Source organism: Nitrospira sp. CR1.1 (genome assembly GCA_014055465.1).
Classification (GTDB): Bacteria; Nitrospirota; Nitrospiria; order Nitrospirales; family Nitrospiraceae; genus Nitrospira_A.
On sequence record WIAF01000006.1, the window covers coordinates 179,978 to 194,317 of the forward strand.

At 59.4% G+C, this 14,340-nt stretch carries 11 protein-coding genes; 7 read left to right on the plus strand and 4 right to left on the minus strand.

The window, feature by feature from the left end:
- Positions 1-158 precede the first annotated feature (158 nt).
- Complete coding sequence (locus GDA65_12595; protein ID MBA5863532.1) at positions 159-1,610, minus strand: AAA domain-containing protein; 1,452 nt, start codon at positions 1,608-1,610, stop codon at positions 159-161.
- 798 nt (positions 1,611-2,408) lie between these two features.
- Between GDA65_12595 and GDA65_12600 the strand changes: the two genes are divergently transcribed.
- The 4 genes from GDA65_12600 (at position 2,409) to GDA65_12615 (ending at position 8,544) form a co-directional block, all read left to right on the plus strand.
- Positions 2,409-3,674 carry an acyltransferase family protein gene (locus GDA65_12600; GenBank protein MBA5863533.1) on the plus strand — a complete coding sequence of 422 codons (1,266 nt, stop codon included), beginning with the start codon at positions 2,409-2,411 and terminating at the stop codon, positions 3,672-3,674.
- A 100-nt stretch (positions 3,675-3,774) separates the two neighbouring features.
- On the plus strand, positions 3,775-4,104 hold the full coding sequence (locus tag GDA65_12605) for a hypothetical protein (GenBank protein ID MBA5863534.1): 330 nt from the start codon (positions 3,775-3,777) through the stop codon (positions 4,102-4,104).
- Entirely contained in the window at positions 4,085-4,477 is a 393-nt protein-coding gene (locus GDA65_12610) for a hypothetical protein (GenBank protein MBA5863535.1), read from the plus strand. The genes GDA65_12605 and GDA65_12610 overlap by 20 nt, the downstream gene beginning before the upstream one ends.
- Before the next feature lie 614 nt (positions 4,478-5,091).
- Positions 5,092-8,544, plus strand: coding sequence for a CHAT domain-containing protein (locus GDA65_12615; protein MBA5863536.1), 3,453 nt, complete (start codon positions 5,092-5,094; stop codon positions 8,542-8,544).
- A 10-nt stretch (positions 8,545-8,554) separates the two neighbouring features.
- On the opposite strand, the gene GDA65_12620 is transcribed toward GDA65_12615, so the two are convergent.
- Genes GDA65_12620 through GDA65_12630 form a run of 3 tightly spaced genes read right to left on the minus strand, consistent with a single transcriptional unit; the run spans position 8,555 to position 12,025 of the window.
- The gene (locus GDA65_12620) at positions 8,555-9,406 is read right to left on the minus strand and encodes a dTDP-glucose pyrophosphorylase (GenBank protein MBA5863537.1); all 852 of its coding nucleotides are present in this window, start codon (positions 9,404-9,406) and stop codon (positions 8,555-8,557) included.
- Positions 9,403-10,629: a methyltransferase domain-containing protein gene (locus GDA65_12625; protein ID MBA5863538.1), complete on the minus strand. Its 1,227-nt coding sequence runs from the start codon at positions 10,627-10,629 to the stop codon at positions 9,403-9,405. Before GDA65_12625 ends, GDA65_12620 begins: the two co-directional genes overlap by 4 nt.
- Before the next feature lie 31 nt (positions 10,630-10,660).
- Positions 10,661-12,025 (minus strand): glutamate-5-semialdehyde dehydrogenase, encoded by a 1,365-nt coding sequence (locus tag GDA65_12630; protein MBA5863539.1) that lies wholly within the window; start codon positions 12,023-12,025, stop codon positions 10,661-10,663.
- Positions 12,026-12,246: 221 nt separating this feature from the next.
- On the opposite strand from GDA65_12630, the gene GDA65_12635 reads away from it, so the two are divergent.
- The 3 genes from GDA65_12635 (at position 12,247) to GDA65_12645 (ending at position 14,330) form a co-directional block, all read left to right on the plus strand.
- Positions 12,247-12,594: a hypothetical protein gene (locus GDA65_12635; GenBank protein MBA5863540.1), complete on the plus strand. Its 348-nt coding sequence runs from the start codon at positions 12,247-12,249 to the stop codon at positions 12,592-12,594.
- A gap of 315 nt (positions 12,595-12,909) precedes the next feature.
- Positions 12,910-13,428, plus strand: coding sequence for a helix-turn-helix domain-containing protein (locus GDA65_12640; GenBank protein ID MBA5863541.1), 519 nt, complete (start codon positions 12,910-12,912; stop codon positions 13,426-13,428).
- The gene (locus GDA65_12645) at positions 13,425-14,330 is read left to right on the plus strand and encodes a TonB family protein (GenBank protein ID MBA5863542.1); all 906 of its coding nucleotides are present in this window, start codon (positions 13,425-13,427) and stop codon (positions 14,328-14,330) included. Before GDA65_12640 ends, GDA65_12645 begins: the two co-directional genes overlap by 4 nt.
- The last annotated feature ends 10 nt before the right edge of the window (positions 14,331-14,340 follow it).

Below are 14,340 nucleotides of genomic sequence, written 5' to 3' on the forward strand. Positions count from 1 at the left end.
GGAAATCCCCTGTGTGTACCGGTTATCGGGGATTTCTGATGATCGACTCCCGGAGGTGCGGTAATTCTGCCGCAGGTGAGTCGCAAGGACGATCGCGCAAGCGCGTGGGAAATCAGCGTGATGCCCGGTGCGGCACAATCACCGCAGCACTGCGGAGGTTAGGCATGCCCGTCGAATGGCTGATGGAGCGGAGGCGGATACGTCCCCACTGGACCTGTCTCGTCATGTTGAAACGACTCCCGGTGAATCCCATATTTTCGAAGTAGCCGCTGAAAGCTGCGGCGCTCCTTCCCGGCCGCTTTTGCCGCATGGGTCACATTTCCCCGGAAGGTCACCAGGGTCTTGACGAGATAGGCCCGCTCGGCGTCCATGGTGGCAGAGTTCTTCACGGCACGGAGCGACCCATTCAGCGGGACGCTTCGCGACGTGTCTACAGCACACTCAATGTCCTGCGCCTGTATGGTGGAGGACGCGCACATCACCACGGCGCGCTGGACGGTGCTCTCCAATTCCCGCACATTACCCGGCCAGACATGCGCCAGTAGTTTTTGGATGGCCTCTTCGGACAGCCGGCGTGGTCCCTGGCCATCGGCGCGCTGAAACCGTTGCAAAAACCGCTTGGCCAATAAGGGAATATCCTCTGCCCGCTCGCGTAAGGGCGGCACCAGCAGCGACAGCACGTTCAAGCGGTGGAACAGATCTTCGCGGAACTGCCGGTTGGCCACGGCCTGCCGAAGATCAAGATTGGACGCGGCAATGATGCGCACATTGGCCAACTTCGTGCGCGAACAACCCAACGGCCGGAATTCCCGGTACTGCACGAACCGCAGAAGTTTCGCCTGCGCATAGGGATTCAACGCATCAACCTCATCGAGGAACAGCGTCCCGCCTTCAGCTTCAAGCACCAACCCGCCTTGTTCCTGGGCCGCGCTGGTATAGGCGCCTTTGGCATGCCCGAATAATTCGTTTTCAAATAACTGATCCGGCAATGCGGCACAATTGATCGGAATGAACGCGTAGTCTCGTCGTGCACTCGAATAATGAATGGCTCGGGCAAAGACCTCCTTGCCCGTTCCCGTTTCTCCCTGTAGCAGCACCGGCGCGTCGACGTCGGCGAAGAGGGGAATCTTTTCCACCTGCGCCTGAAAAATCGCGCTTTCTCCAATTAGGGAATTGATTCGCACAGAGCGCGCATGACCGGCGCCACACTGGGCAGGCGGAGGGTCCCGACTCAGCACCCGGCGCACCCGGAGCGCCAATTCCTGTCCGTCTATCGGGCAGACGATAAAATCACGCAGTTCCGCTGGAACGTCCTGCGCGAGCATCCCGGCGCAACCCCGCAGCCCACCGAAGACCCCTACAATGGGCACATCCGGCCATCGCCGTGTCACAGTCGCGATGCGCTCTTCGTATGATCGCATGGAGGAATCTTGATGGAGCAGCACGAGGTGGGGCACGTGAGCCGCGAGAGACGGGTCGGCCATGGAGTCGAGCGTAACCCGTTCGCCGGCCAGGGCGCGTTCCACATATTCCCGGATACGGGCGTGATCACAACAGGACCGGCCATCTTCCTCCCGGGAGAGAAAGACGATTCTGATGACGTCCCTCATTCGACTCACCTCTCTTTTAGGATGAAGCGCTTCGTATGATCGGCCGGGGAAACACTCGACAGGATCGAATCACCTTTCTCATCTAGAATTAGATCTGCACCATCCATACCACATGACGTGCACAACGGGGCGATCACTGTCTCAATCTAGAGCATGCCGACGGAAGCCGCCTCTACACAGGCTGCTCGACAGTTGTATTCCTGAGGCCGCGTGCCCCGTCCGTACACATCATCGTCTCCCGATCGGTTCTCTGTATGTGATCCGATACAGGCATCGCTGCAACTGGATACAGTACCAACACATATGTTGTAGGCCGGACTTATAGCACAGAACGCCACACTCGACCATGCGGCCTGCGAGCGAACATGACTGAAACTGACTGGCGCGCTACGCAAGTTCACGTGGCCAGCGCTGTGTCCATAGTCGTCTCATTCTCACCTTGCAGAACAGCCGGCAACGCCTCCATTACTCGGTCGGCATCAGGAAGAACTCCTTCCGGCATGGTTTCCGACTGGACCGGTATTTTATTTTTTGGCAGATCTGCGCTTCCCTGAACGACGCGCCATGATACAACTTACGGCGCGTTCACAGAAAAATGTCGTGAAGGGTTGACACCACGATGGAGGATAGGTTGTACTCACGTGCGGTCACCACGTTCCACCCCATTGGGGCCCATGTGACCTGCAACACCAGGGCTCTCAGTGTGGCCCAATTCCCGAAATTCCCCACCGGGACATTGGCATCCTGACAGTCACTTCAACGTATCGAAGGCCTCCCGGCGTTCATGCATCTCGGCAGATGCGCGCCCATCAGGCTCGTCCTGAGGAGAATGCGGGATCACCCGGCCAGGCAGGGCCAACTCATTTTTTGCGGCGAGAAGGACCTCGCGAGATGACCCGCAGTGCAACTCCAGTCACCTCTCTGTCACCTAATCTGGATTTCCTGCGCGCCGTAGCCGTTCTCCTGGTGTACTTCTTCCATTTGTTTATTACGACTGGCCCCCGGTTGCCCGACTTCCTGGCTCAATTCGGAGTTCTTCTCTTTTTTGTTCACACCAGTTTGGTCTTGATGTTCTCGCTGGAGCGGATTGACCTCAGGGGGCAGAGACTGTTTGCGACCTTTTATTTGCGCCGCTTGTTCCGGATCTACCCGCTCAGCATCGTGTGCGTCTGCCTCATCGTCTTCTTTCAACTCCCCCGGGCCCCCTGGTGGCCCTGGTCCCAACCGGACGCGTCGACCATTCTAGCGAATCTTCTCTTGTATACCGAGTTTGCCTATAAGCCTGTCGTCACCTCTGTGCTCTGGAGTCTCCCCTATGAAGTGGCCATGTATGCCGTCCTTCCGTTCTGTTACCTGGCGGGCAAGGCCTATGGGATCAGAGGGATCCTTGCGCTCTGGGGCCTCGCAGTCGGCGGCGGCATCGTCCAGCCCTACATTTCTGGCCGCTTAGAAGTAGCGCAATTTGCCCCCTGCTTCATCGCCGGCGTGGCTTGTTACTTTATGGGGTATGGCGTTCGCCGGCGCCCGCTTCCGTTTTTCGGGTGGCCGCTGATCCTTCTTGCCGCCGCCGGAATCCAGGCCTTGGGAAACTATTACGGATATGAGCTCGTAGCGCGATGGACATTGTGCCTGATGATCGGTCTCACCGCGCCGTTCTTTGCCGAATTGAACCGGCCGGCGCTGAACAAAGGCGCCGAACTGATCGCCCGGTACTCGTACGGAATCTATCTGACCCATCTGCACGCGCAATGGGCTGCGCTGGTGGCACTCAAAGACCAACCGGCAGCCGTTCGCTACAGCCTGCTCATTGTACTCAGCATAGGCCTGCCCGTGGCCCTTTATCATCTTGTGGAAGCGCCGATGATCCGGCTGGGCTCGCGGCTGGCAGCTCGCCTGTCCACGACACGCGCTCTGCGCATCCGACCGGCCCTCCCTGAACGGGCGTTTCCCGTATCGACAGACACGGCGCAGTCCAGCAAATCTCCCCAGCAGGCGCGGCCCAGGGCCGGACAATCGCCGGCTCCCCGAACCAAAACTGCTCCAACCCCGGCTTCAGCAAGGTAATCGGCCTCCGCCCAGGTGTCTCCAGCTCCTTATGGAGACGCCGGCACACCAGGAGACACCTTGATCTTCCGGCTCGTCTGCGCAGCGTGAATCGACAGGCTTGCACGCCGAGCAGCCCCTTCCCGCCCATGTTCCGGCAAGGCCGAAGATACTCGCCGATGCAACAGGCGGCAGATTCGTCATCTGCCCATTACCCATTAAGAAGCCGTTCAGGTTGACAGGATTCACGCTGGTTCTTGCGCTGACCGCTGCGACACTGAGCACCTCGGGACTCGCACTCGCAACCGACCGGATGAACGTCGCAACCTCGACCGACCACACCATCGAGGCAGAAGAAGGCGCCGGCATGATGATCACCCGTCGTGACAAGCAGGTCAGCTGGACGCTCACGCCGGAAGACAACAGGTGTAATGGAAGCGCCGGGCAATAAACAGGCGCACGATACATCCGACCTCTCGGGCTTCCATATCGAACAGACGACATTGAACGGGATCGTCATGAACACGAGCACGATCATCACGACCGGCAATGACGGCGCGAAGATGGGCGGCTTCATATCGCTCACGAAAGAAGGCATTCCGGCCAGGATCGACGCCTTTGCGGTCGAGCAGGGACAGAAGGCGCGCGTCAAGATGGGGCAGATCACTATCACGGGCAGCAAACAACCGGCCGGGCCGTTCCAAAATTCTCATGGCTACAAAAAGCTGGATATAGGAGGAACGGATCTGCGCGCGAGCCGCGCGACACGCCAATACCCTGCCTGCCAAGGAAGGCCGAAAGTTCTTCCGCCTGGCCATCTCTGATGACGAGCAGGCTGAAACCGTCCGGAAGCAAACCGGGCCTCGCCAGGCGCAGGTCTAAGCAGAGCGCGAGAACACCCTCAAAAAGGAGCCGGCCGATCTGGAGAAAGCTCCCGGCTTCTAACCAGGCTGCGGAAAAACTCGTTTTTTTTTGCACGCTACGCCGCGATCAGCTCACGTGGCGTGTTGGTATCAGGATAGTAGCCAGGATGCGCAACAAGGCCATCCAGCAAGGCCGCAGCGAGTGAAGCGGCGAATCGTACTCGTGTCGTACGTTGAGCCGCTGAACGAGGCGAGAACGCCGCTGGTGGACGTTTTCCGCATCCTGCTAAGCAGCCCACCACCGGCAGCAATAGATTCGTCATCTTCCGACTGCCCGCAACCGAATACCTGTATTGTCCCCTGCGCACTCAAGGAACCCCTTGCCTGATCGCTCCGGTTATGGGATAAGCGCGGCGATCAACTTTTGTCTTTCATCAATCGTGAGTCGTCGTTCCTCGGTGAATCGGGATCGATTTACAGGCTACGCGTGAGAACGACGAATCACCGAGCCTTGATCGGGACATCGTCGCACAATCAGGTGCCGGCAGGCGGCACGACATCAGCAGGAGCCCATCATGGCGAAAATGAAATCGGGCACGGTCAGCTGGGAGACATCAGGGGAATGGGACGTTCGCACGGCGGAACCGGCTCGCGGCGGACGACGAAGAGCAACCGAGGCGCCGGATCCGTTTTTGGCAAATCTCACTGCGACAAAACGCTGGCAGATCGAGCAGACTCTCACCGCCACGCCCAAGGCCAGGCGCGGCGACGCAGCGCCGACTCCTCTCACCTTGGATGTCGAAGGTGGCACCGACGATAGTTACGTGGTGATGACGCGGTATGCCTCGGGCGCGATCCGGTTTCACATTCCCAGCGAACCGGCTCGTCGCGGAAAGCGCAGGGGGACACGCACGGTCTATCGGTTTTCGATCCCGGTTCCAGCCGCACCGGTGCCGGAAGCGGGAGGACGCCGTGGCTTCATCAGCGCCGCCATCAAAACCGTGGTGCTCAAAGTGGCCGGCAAGATTGCCGACTATACCCTCGCCAAACTCGCCCTGCTCTGGGAGACCAGCACCTGGAAGATGAAGGGTCGACGGGAAGGATGGCTTGCGGTCACCCCCGAAGGACTCGGCAGCAACAACGTCCTGCCTGCGGCTGATCTGCAGACCCTGAGTAGCACCGGACGCAATCTCCTGTTCATCCACGGGACGTTTTCAAGTACGACCGCCGCTTTCAAGGAATTGGCCAAGACGCGCGGCAGCAACGGCAGGACGTTCTTCGAGGAACTGCAGGAAGCCTACGGAAACCGCATCTATGGGTTTGATCACTTCACCCTCAGCCGCACGCCGGAAGAAAACGTGCGCATGTTGCTCGACGCCCTGCCCGATCGCACCACCACCTTCGACGTGATCACCCATTCACGCGGCGGCTTGGTCCTTCGACATCTGGTTGAACGCCGCGAGCGGTTCGGGACGCTGGCCAGTCGCTTCGCCGTCGGTCGCGCTGTGCTGGTCGCCAGTCCGAACGGGGGAACCCCCCTCGCTTCACCGGACCATGTGACGCAATACACCAATTGGCTCTCCAACGTGATGGAGCTCTTCCCTGAGAATCCCTTCACAACCGGCGTGGAATTCGTAAGCGAGGCGTTGTCCTGGATCGCGCGACGGTTGGTCGGCAGCCTCCCGGGCCTGGCCTCGATGGATAACAATGGCGAGATCATCCGGGGATTACAGGCGGCACCGAGCCCGCCCGGTCAGGCCTATTCCGCCCTCGTCGCGAATTTCGAACCGGATGCCGGGTTGCTTCAACGCATCATCGATACGGGCGCGGATTTGTTTTTTCCGACGGCGAATGACCTCGTCGTCCCGACCGAAGGCGGCTGGCGTGTGGATCCGGGAACCGGAACGGCCGCAATTCCGGGAGCCCGTGTCGGCTGTTTCGGCTTGGGCGGGAATCTTGTGCAGCAAACGCCCGTGAACCATGTGAACTTCTTTCAGGATCCCGGCACAGTAGACTTTCTCGTCCGAGCCTTACGCGGACAGCCACAGCCCTCCACGCCCATCGACATCGAGCATGACCTGCCGTCGGGCAGACGTCGAGGTGTCGCTCGAATGGAATCACCTTCGCCCGCTGTGGCCGCCAAACCACGCCAGGAACCGACCGCAACACAACCGGCGCTCCCCCCTCAACGCGTCGCCGCACCCGTCACTTCGCTTGCGCCCTCGCCGGAGCCGGACGACGTGTTCCACATTGCGCTCATCGCTCCCCAGCAGGGAGCCGACGTCGCACAACTCATTGCCACGTTTCGCAACGCCCGGGTCATGGAACATCTGCACACGGGAGGCGAGCGAAGAAGCACTGGAACGCCCCGTCGAAACACCACGGATCACGGACCGACCCAGTGGGACCGGATCAAGGCAGGCCAGGCTCATATTCAAGGCTACATCAACGGGGACCCTGCCTACCCGCAGCTTCCGAATGAAGCCGAGCTGCAACAGATGGGTGCTGCACTCTTCGCCGCGCTGTTTCCCGGACAAGTTCGCCGGCTCTATGATGCGGCCCGGGCGGAACAGGTCAGCCAGCGACTGAACCTGATCTTCACCTCGGACATCGGGTGGATCGCCGACCAGTCGTGGGAGTTCATTTACGACCCCGATCGCAGAAATTTTCTTGCACTGGAGGAAGTCAATTTTACGCGCAACGTGCTCACGGCCATTCCGGCTGAACGCATACCGGCTCGCCCCACCATGCGCATCCTCGTCGTGGTCGCCCAACCGCTGGGACTCGGCACCCTCTCGGTGGAGGAAGAAGCCGACGTGATTCGGAGCGGATTCCGCCGTCTCCTCGACGCAGGGCTGGCCGAGGTCGAGTTGCTGCTCGACGCCACTCCGGAGCTATTGCATCGCACCCTGGAATCAACGGCCGCCCCGATCGACGTGATCCACTTTATCGGCCATGGGGAATACAACCAGCAGACCGATTGCGGGTATGTGATCTTCGAGAATCAAGACGGCGGCGAGCAGCGTTTGGATTCATCCACGCTGCGCCAGATCGTCTGCCGCCGGGGCATTCGTCTTGTCTGTCTGAATGCTTGCGAAACCGGCCGTGGCGGCCGACAGGATTTCAGTCGCGGCGTGGCCCAGGCCCTCATTGCCGGCGGCGTGCCGGCCGTGGTCGCCAATCAGTACCCAGTGCTGGATGTCTCCGCCACCGCCTTCTCCCGCCACTTCTACTGGGCCCTGGCGATGGGACACAGCATCGGCGATGCCGCCCGTGAGGCGCGGGTGTCGGTGAATTACTCGATCTCCGGAGAAGCGATCGACTGGGCCGTCCCCGTGGTCTTTGCCCGTAACCCTGCACAACGTCTCTGCCTGCCAAGGACGGCGGCCGACTACGAGCGGACGAGAAGCGCGGCCGTACGCCAGCGGCGGCGCGCGATGGAAGATCGAACCAAAATCGGAATGTGGAACGCGCATCGCATGATTCCCCACTTGCCGGAAATCTGCGAGCGTCTCACCAGGACCCAGGATCAATACGCCTTCGAAACCGTGTCTTTTCCAGCCCCGATCGGAATCTGGCGCCGGGAGCAGGAGAAGGATCAGGCCTTTGTGGTGGCCGAAACGCTCTATGACCGACTACAGGACAAACCCAAAGAATTGGGCGTGGATGCGCTCATTTGCATGATCAACTTTCCGATGAAGGACGCGCGAACGAGGTATCTGTACTATTGGCGGCGGGACCCGCTGATCGTGACCTCGACTTTCGGGTTGCTGGAACAGCTGAACGAACGGGAATTCACGGTGGAACACATGATAGCTCACCTGGCGGCGGCGGTTGTCGCGGGAATCCCGCCGCATCCGCGCCGGGTGGGGCCCGCCGATTGCCCACTTTTTTATAACGAGAAACGGGACATCCGATCGATCGCCGGGCGGCTGAGCTTTTGCGAAAACTGCCGCAACCAATTCACGGGCAACGACGCGAAACAGCGGCTGCAGGCCGCCGAACAGATTCTCTCGGCCTACCCCTGATCGATGCCCCTCACGATTCAGGCAGGTGAAACCGAGTCACCGCCTTGGCCAGGTTCTCCGGCGTGCCGATGTCGAGATAACGTTCGCCGGGGAATGTCACGCTCTGAATCGAGAGGCCGGCCTTCAAGGCAGCGTGGAGGACAACGCCCACGGCCAGATCACCGCCCGGGTCGTTGGCTTTGCTCGCGAGCCGGTCGAGATTACGACTGGTCTCCTCGGATCGAAGAAACGAGTGGAGGAAAGCCGAGAACTGTGGCGTCCAGACCGCGCAACACCAACCATGGGTCAGCTTGGTCGAGGCCGGTTTCATCACAAGGTCTAGGACGCGGCCTGCTGCGTCGCTGTCCACCATGTCCCACACGCGCGGGTCTTCGATCTCATGCAGACCCAACACCACGTCGGCTCCGGTCTGTTCCTGCCGCGCAATCAAGCGGACATAGGCATCGTCAGGCCCGAAGAGAATATCCGGAAACCCAAAGGCCACGCGGTTTTGTTCGATAAACGGGAAGGCACGATCGAGGGTATCGGGCGGCCCGAGGGATCCGGCGATCACGACGTAGGCCAGCGAGAGGCCGACCAGGTTGCCCTCTCGGAAATAGTGGGGAATATCCCATTTGCCGTCTTTGATTACGAGGAAGGCTTTCGTGATTCCAGCTGCCCTGAATTTCTCCAGTAAGTACTGTGCCGCCACTTTCGGACGAGGCAGCCCGCTCTTCTCATCTCGCACAAAGCCGACCGGATAGACCTCCTTACTGCACGGAAAGGGCTGCAGGCGTGTGGCCATTCCGGCCGCCGGAATGAGCCCGACGACTTCCGGCACACCCTGCACAGAACCTTTGGAGTGACCGCTCAACGCGCTCATCGCAAGACTGCCCGCTCGCCGTCCGGCTGCCTGCCGGTAATTTCCCGGTAGTAGGTTTCTATCATCGCCGCGCGGCCCGGTTCGACCACAACCAGCTGGCGCTGATCGAACGTATTCGCGCAATAGAGATACATGAACTCACCTGCCCGCCCCCACTCGACGTGGAGCTGCCGTCCATCCGTCTCTGTCCTGGTAACCTGATCCACCGCCTGTTTCGCGGGAAGATCCAGCCAGGCCTGCTGCGCCGACGCTCCATGATTTTCGTAAAGGGGCTGATCCTGGGGTACGTGAACGGAGCGCAACTGCTCCAGATTGAGTGGAGGAACACCGTCGGGCTCGGGGGATTCATCCCACGGCAGGGCACTCGCTGATGGCGCCAATCCGGTGACATAGAGAGGGCCGTCATCCGTCACCTCTTCGATGGATCGATATCGGATCGGTTCGGACGGCGCGAGCAACTGCAGGCCGCGAGCCGCCAACGCCCGCTGAAAAGGAATCCGCCGCGCGAGTTGTCTGGTTTTTTCAAACACCATCACACAGCCCTGCGATGTCAGCGCGCAGCGGAGCTGATCCAACCGAGGACCTACGCCGGTCCGCTGTTCAAAGGCCTGTTGTGTCTCCGCATCCGTCGCTCGCGTAAACCCCTGCCAGTCGGCACTGGGAATCCCGGGATCTTGCTCGGCTTGGAGTAATACATGTGTGGCGACGATCACGTCAAACCGGCCGGCGAGATGGTGCTGATCCAGATCGAGGCACTCGAAGCGGAGATTGGTCAAACCCAGATCCTGTGCCCGCTGTCGCGCGAGAGCGATTGACGCCGGTGAACGATCGACTCCCACTACCGTGGCAGCGGGACACTGTTTCGCGTAGAAGGTCGTGAGCAGGCCGATGCCGCACCCGGCATCAAGAATGGTCCGTGCGCCCTTGAGGTGAGCGGCGATCCGCGAGCCGACCTCAAGATAGTATTCGTAGCGTTGACTGTAGAGGGCGGGAACAGACCGGGGCTGCGCCGTCAAATCGTAAAAGGCGATTTCGGCGGACGATCCGGCAGTCGCCGCTCGTTTGGCTTCGATAGCCCGGTGCAGCGTGGACAGTTCTTCGGGGGTGAAGACCTCTCGCTGCCAAGCAAAATAGGCGGCATCGGATTCGATGTGCCGGAGCCCCCACCAGGTCAAGTGCTCGTGAAGCGACGCTCGGATCTCCTCATTCGTGTCGCCAGGCACAGAATCCTCTTCACGAAAGACGCTTCAGGCCTTACGGCCTTTTCAGCATGATGGCATCTTCATAGGCCAGCGGTACCGGATGCGGATGCCGGAGTTGCCCGCTGCCGAATACGACATATTTTTCACAGGTCAGTTGGTTCAATCCGATCGGACCTCGAGCATGATGCCGCGCGGAGCTCAAACCGATATCCGCGCCGAAGCCCAGGCTATCGCCGGCGTTTAATCGGGACGAGGCATTGACCAAGACTGACCCGGCATCCACTTCTTTGCTGAACCGCATGGCGGACTCATACGACTTCGTCACGATAACGCAGGTATGGCTGGGACCGTACTGCGCAATATGCGCAAGCGCCTCGTCGAAGTCCGGCACCATTTTGATAGCCATGCCGGGCCCCTGAAATTGCTTGTTCCAATCAGACTCTTGCGCCGGTTTGACCGCCTTGTGGCCCGTCATGAGCATCTGCCCCATCAAGGACACGGTTTTCGGACAGCCGTAAACATCGATCTTGAATTCATCCAGCAATCGAAGGATGAGTGCCGACAACAACGGGCGGGCAATCCCCTGATGGACCAGCAGCGTATCCACCGAGTTAGGCGCCGACGGATTCTGCACCTTGGAATTCACCACAATATTCTGCGCGAGCGGGATCTCCACGTCATCGTCGATGTAGATGTGCGTAATCCCGCCGTCGTGACAGAGAATCGGCATCTTGGCCTGTTCCTGCACCACCTTCCGGAGTCCTGCGCCACCGCGCGGGATGATCGCATCCAACGCCTTGCCGGACTTGATCAGCTCCAGGGCCGCCTCTTTTTCCTGACGATCGATAATCGTACAGGCGCCCTTGGGAATTCCCGCGTCCTGCATGGCCTTCGCAAGACCGGCCGCAATGACTTGCTGCGTATGGGTCCAGTCCGGTGAGCCGCGAAAGACACAGACGTTGCCTGACTTCAAACAGAGCGCCAGCGCATCGATCGTTTCGAGCGGCGATAGCTCCGAGACGATGCCGATCACCCCGATCGGGACGCGCACCCGGCTGACCTGAAGCCCGTTCGGTTCCTCGTGGCGCCCCAGCACCTCTCCTAGCGGATCCGGCAAATCGGCAATGTGATGCAATCGATCCGCGAGAGCCTTGACGTCGTCGGCCGTCATACGAATTCGGGCCACGGCGTCGCGCACACGCTCCCGGTTTTCGTATCCCGTCATTGACTTCCCGACCGCGTCCACGTCCTTTTCGTTCGCAGCCAGGATGGACTCTTCCGCCTCAGCAATAGATGCGGCCATTCCGCGCAGCGCCTTATCCCGTATGGGACCGGAAAGAAGCGAAGTCGGTCGCACCGCTGCACGGGCCGTCTTCAATACTTTATCGAGGTATAGCTTAACTGGAACTTCAACCATTGTTTCCCCAATTGGTGATCTGGTGAGTGGTCGTCTTGGGCATTGCCATAGAGCGCAGGGAATCGTCAGGGCAACAGCATCAACGGTCCTGAACGATCCGCGCCGGACTATACCATGCGATTTTTTTGCGAGTCAAAGCGAGGTCTGCCTGCAACAGGCGCGTACCGGGGGCATAATTCCCTCACCACCTTTATAACCCTTGTTGGGCTTAGATCGCCGGCATGGGGTTGCACTATCTCGGCGAAGGACTGGCCATCGGGGCAAGTTTTTCGAGCGGAGCCTGGGAACCCAGCTGGTTGCTCATTCTTGGGTTTGCCCTCCATAACGGCACCGAAGGATTCGGAAAGATCGGCGCAGCTGGCAACGCCTCCTTATCCCTTCGAGACGCGCTGCTTTTTGGCGTAGTAGGCGGAGTACCGACCTGTCTCGGCACGCTGCTCAGCGGCCTCGCCTTATCGTCCTCCTTTTCCTTGTCATGGAATGCCTTGGCTGCTGGTTCACTTCTCTACGTGGTCTTCACCCTTGTGACTCTGGCCGGGAGCAGCCCTCAGAAAGTCCCGTTCGTCTGAGGCGTATGGACTGGTATCACAGTGATGTTCACCACCGCCCTGTTGCTGACGCTTGTTACTGGTCATCACTCCTGATTTCCTCTCCGATCTTCCTTTCTTCCTTCAATTCGCCATGAGCGCAACCCGATGGCACCCGGAATTCCCCCGGTGAACACAGGCTCCTAGGGAGCACTTGACAAAGATCGCGCGATCAATGATACTGAGAACCATATTCAACATACTTCTCTACGCATATGCAGTAGAGGCCCGAGGAATTTGATTCCCTGAGCCCACGGTCCCTTTTGATCGTGGGCTTTTTCTTTTTTTGAGGTGAGCATGGTTCAAACAATCCACATATACGTCGAAGCCGAATATCCCGATCCAGCAAGCAATTCATCTGTTCCTAACGTTTGTCAATCCGCAGCCAACGCGACATATGAGCAGACCAGACCAGTGGAGCACACTCCGATATCAAGGCCCTCTACACAACAGAACGCATGTTCACATCCGCATGGCTCCGACATCGTAGTGGAGCGTCTCCCTACATTTCTCTCCGGTCGCGTCCGTGAACGGGTCACATTAAAAGAACTGTCTCGTTTTCTGGGCTATTCCGAAAAATACGCCTCCGATGTCTTCCAACGTTGTATGGGTCGTCCGTTCTCCACGCACCTGAAGCAGCTTCGTCTCGACAGAGCCATCTCCATGCTGCGGGAAAAAGGGCATACCATCAGCAAGATCGCCGAATCCATTGGCTTCAGTGACGCGTTTGCTTTCAGTCACTTCGTTAAACGAGCCGTCGGCTGCTCACCCATGGAATATCGCAGACAGCAACTCCGGCAGGCGGATAGGGCATGACTCCTTGCGTTCCACTAACCTCACTGGGCGCGTGGATCTTCTCCATGATCGTGCATGCGTCGGGTCTCTGCGTCGCAATTCTCCTCGCGGCGGAATTTTCTGTAGTGCCGCAGATCGCTCCGTTTCGCTGGCATATCTCTCTGGTGGCCGCCTCGAAGCCGGAACCGTTGATGTCGGACACCCCTAGCCCCACCTTGGCCTCACCAGTTCATGAAGAGTCTGTCAGCGATGATCCGCCCTTGCCCCCTCGCACGCAGGCTGTGCGCCGGGCCCAGGATTTGTCTCGCTCCGTCATAAAACAGGCGGTTCATGAGACCATCGGGCGCCTGGCTCCAGGCAGCCACCTCCATGCCCCTGCCGAGGCAACTCCGTTTGTTGAGAATTCCAGGGATGTGGCCGAACCCTCGCCCCAGAAACCTAGTGCTGAAAGCCCCACGCCGACCAAGATGATCTGGCCTGTGACGAGTTCTACACCAGCCGAGATGCCACCACCCGCCGTGGAAGCGTCCGATCAATCAAACATGGCGATGAAACCCACGGTGCAGGAGGCGCCTCGCTTGGAGAACCTTCCAGCACCGCAGTTCAGGCCGACACCGGTTTCGCGTCGCACGCAGCCCGATTATGGCTGGCTGGCCAGCGCAGTCGCCACGGAAGTCCAGCAAATCAAACGGTATCCGGCTCAAGCGAAATGGCACCGGTGGCAAGGCAAGGTTGTTGTTCAGGCGATCATCCATGAGGATGGCCGCATCAGCGATGTTGAGGTGATGGATTCCTCAGGACATGACACGCTCGACCTTGATGCGATCGCTTTACTAGAGCGCATTTCTCCGATGCAGTTGCAGTATCCACTCGATCAGTCATTCATTGTCATCCGCATCCCAATTGGTTATCGCCTGGAATAGGACTTTGACT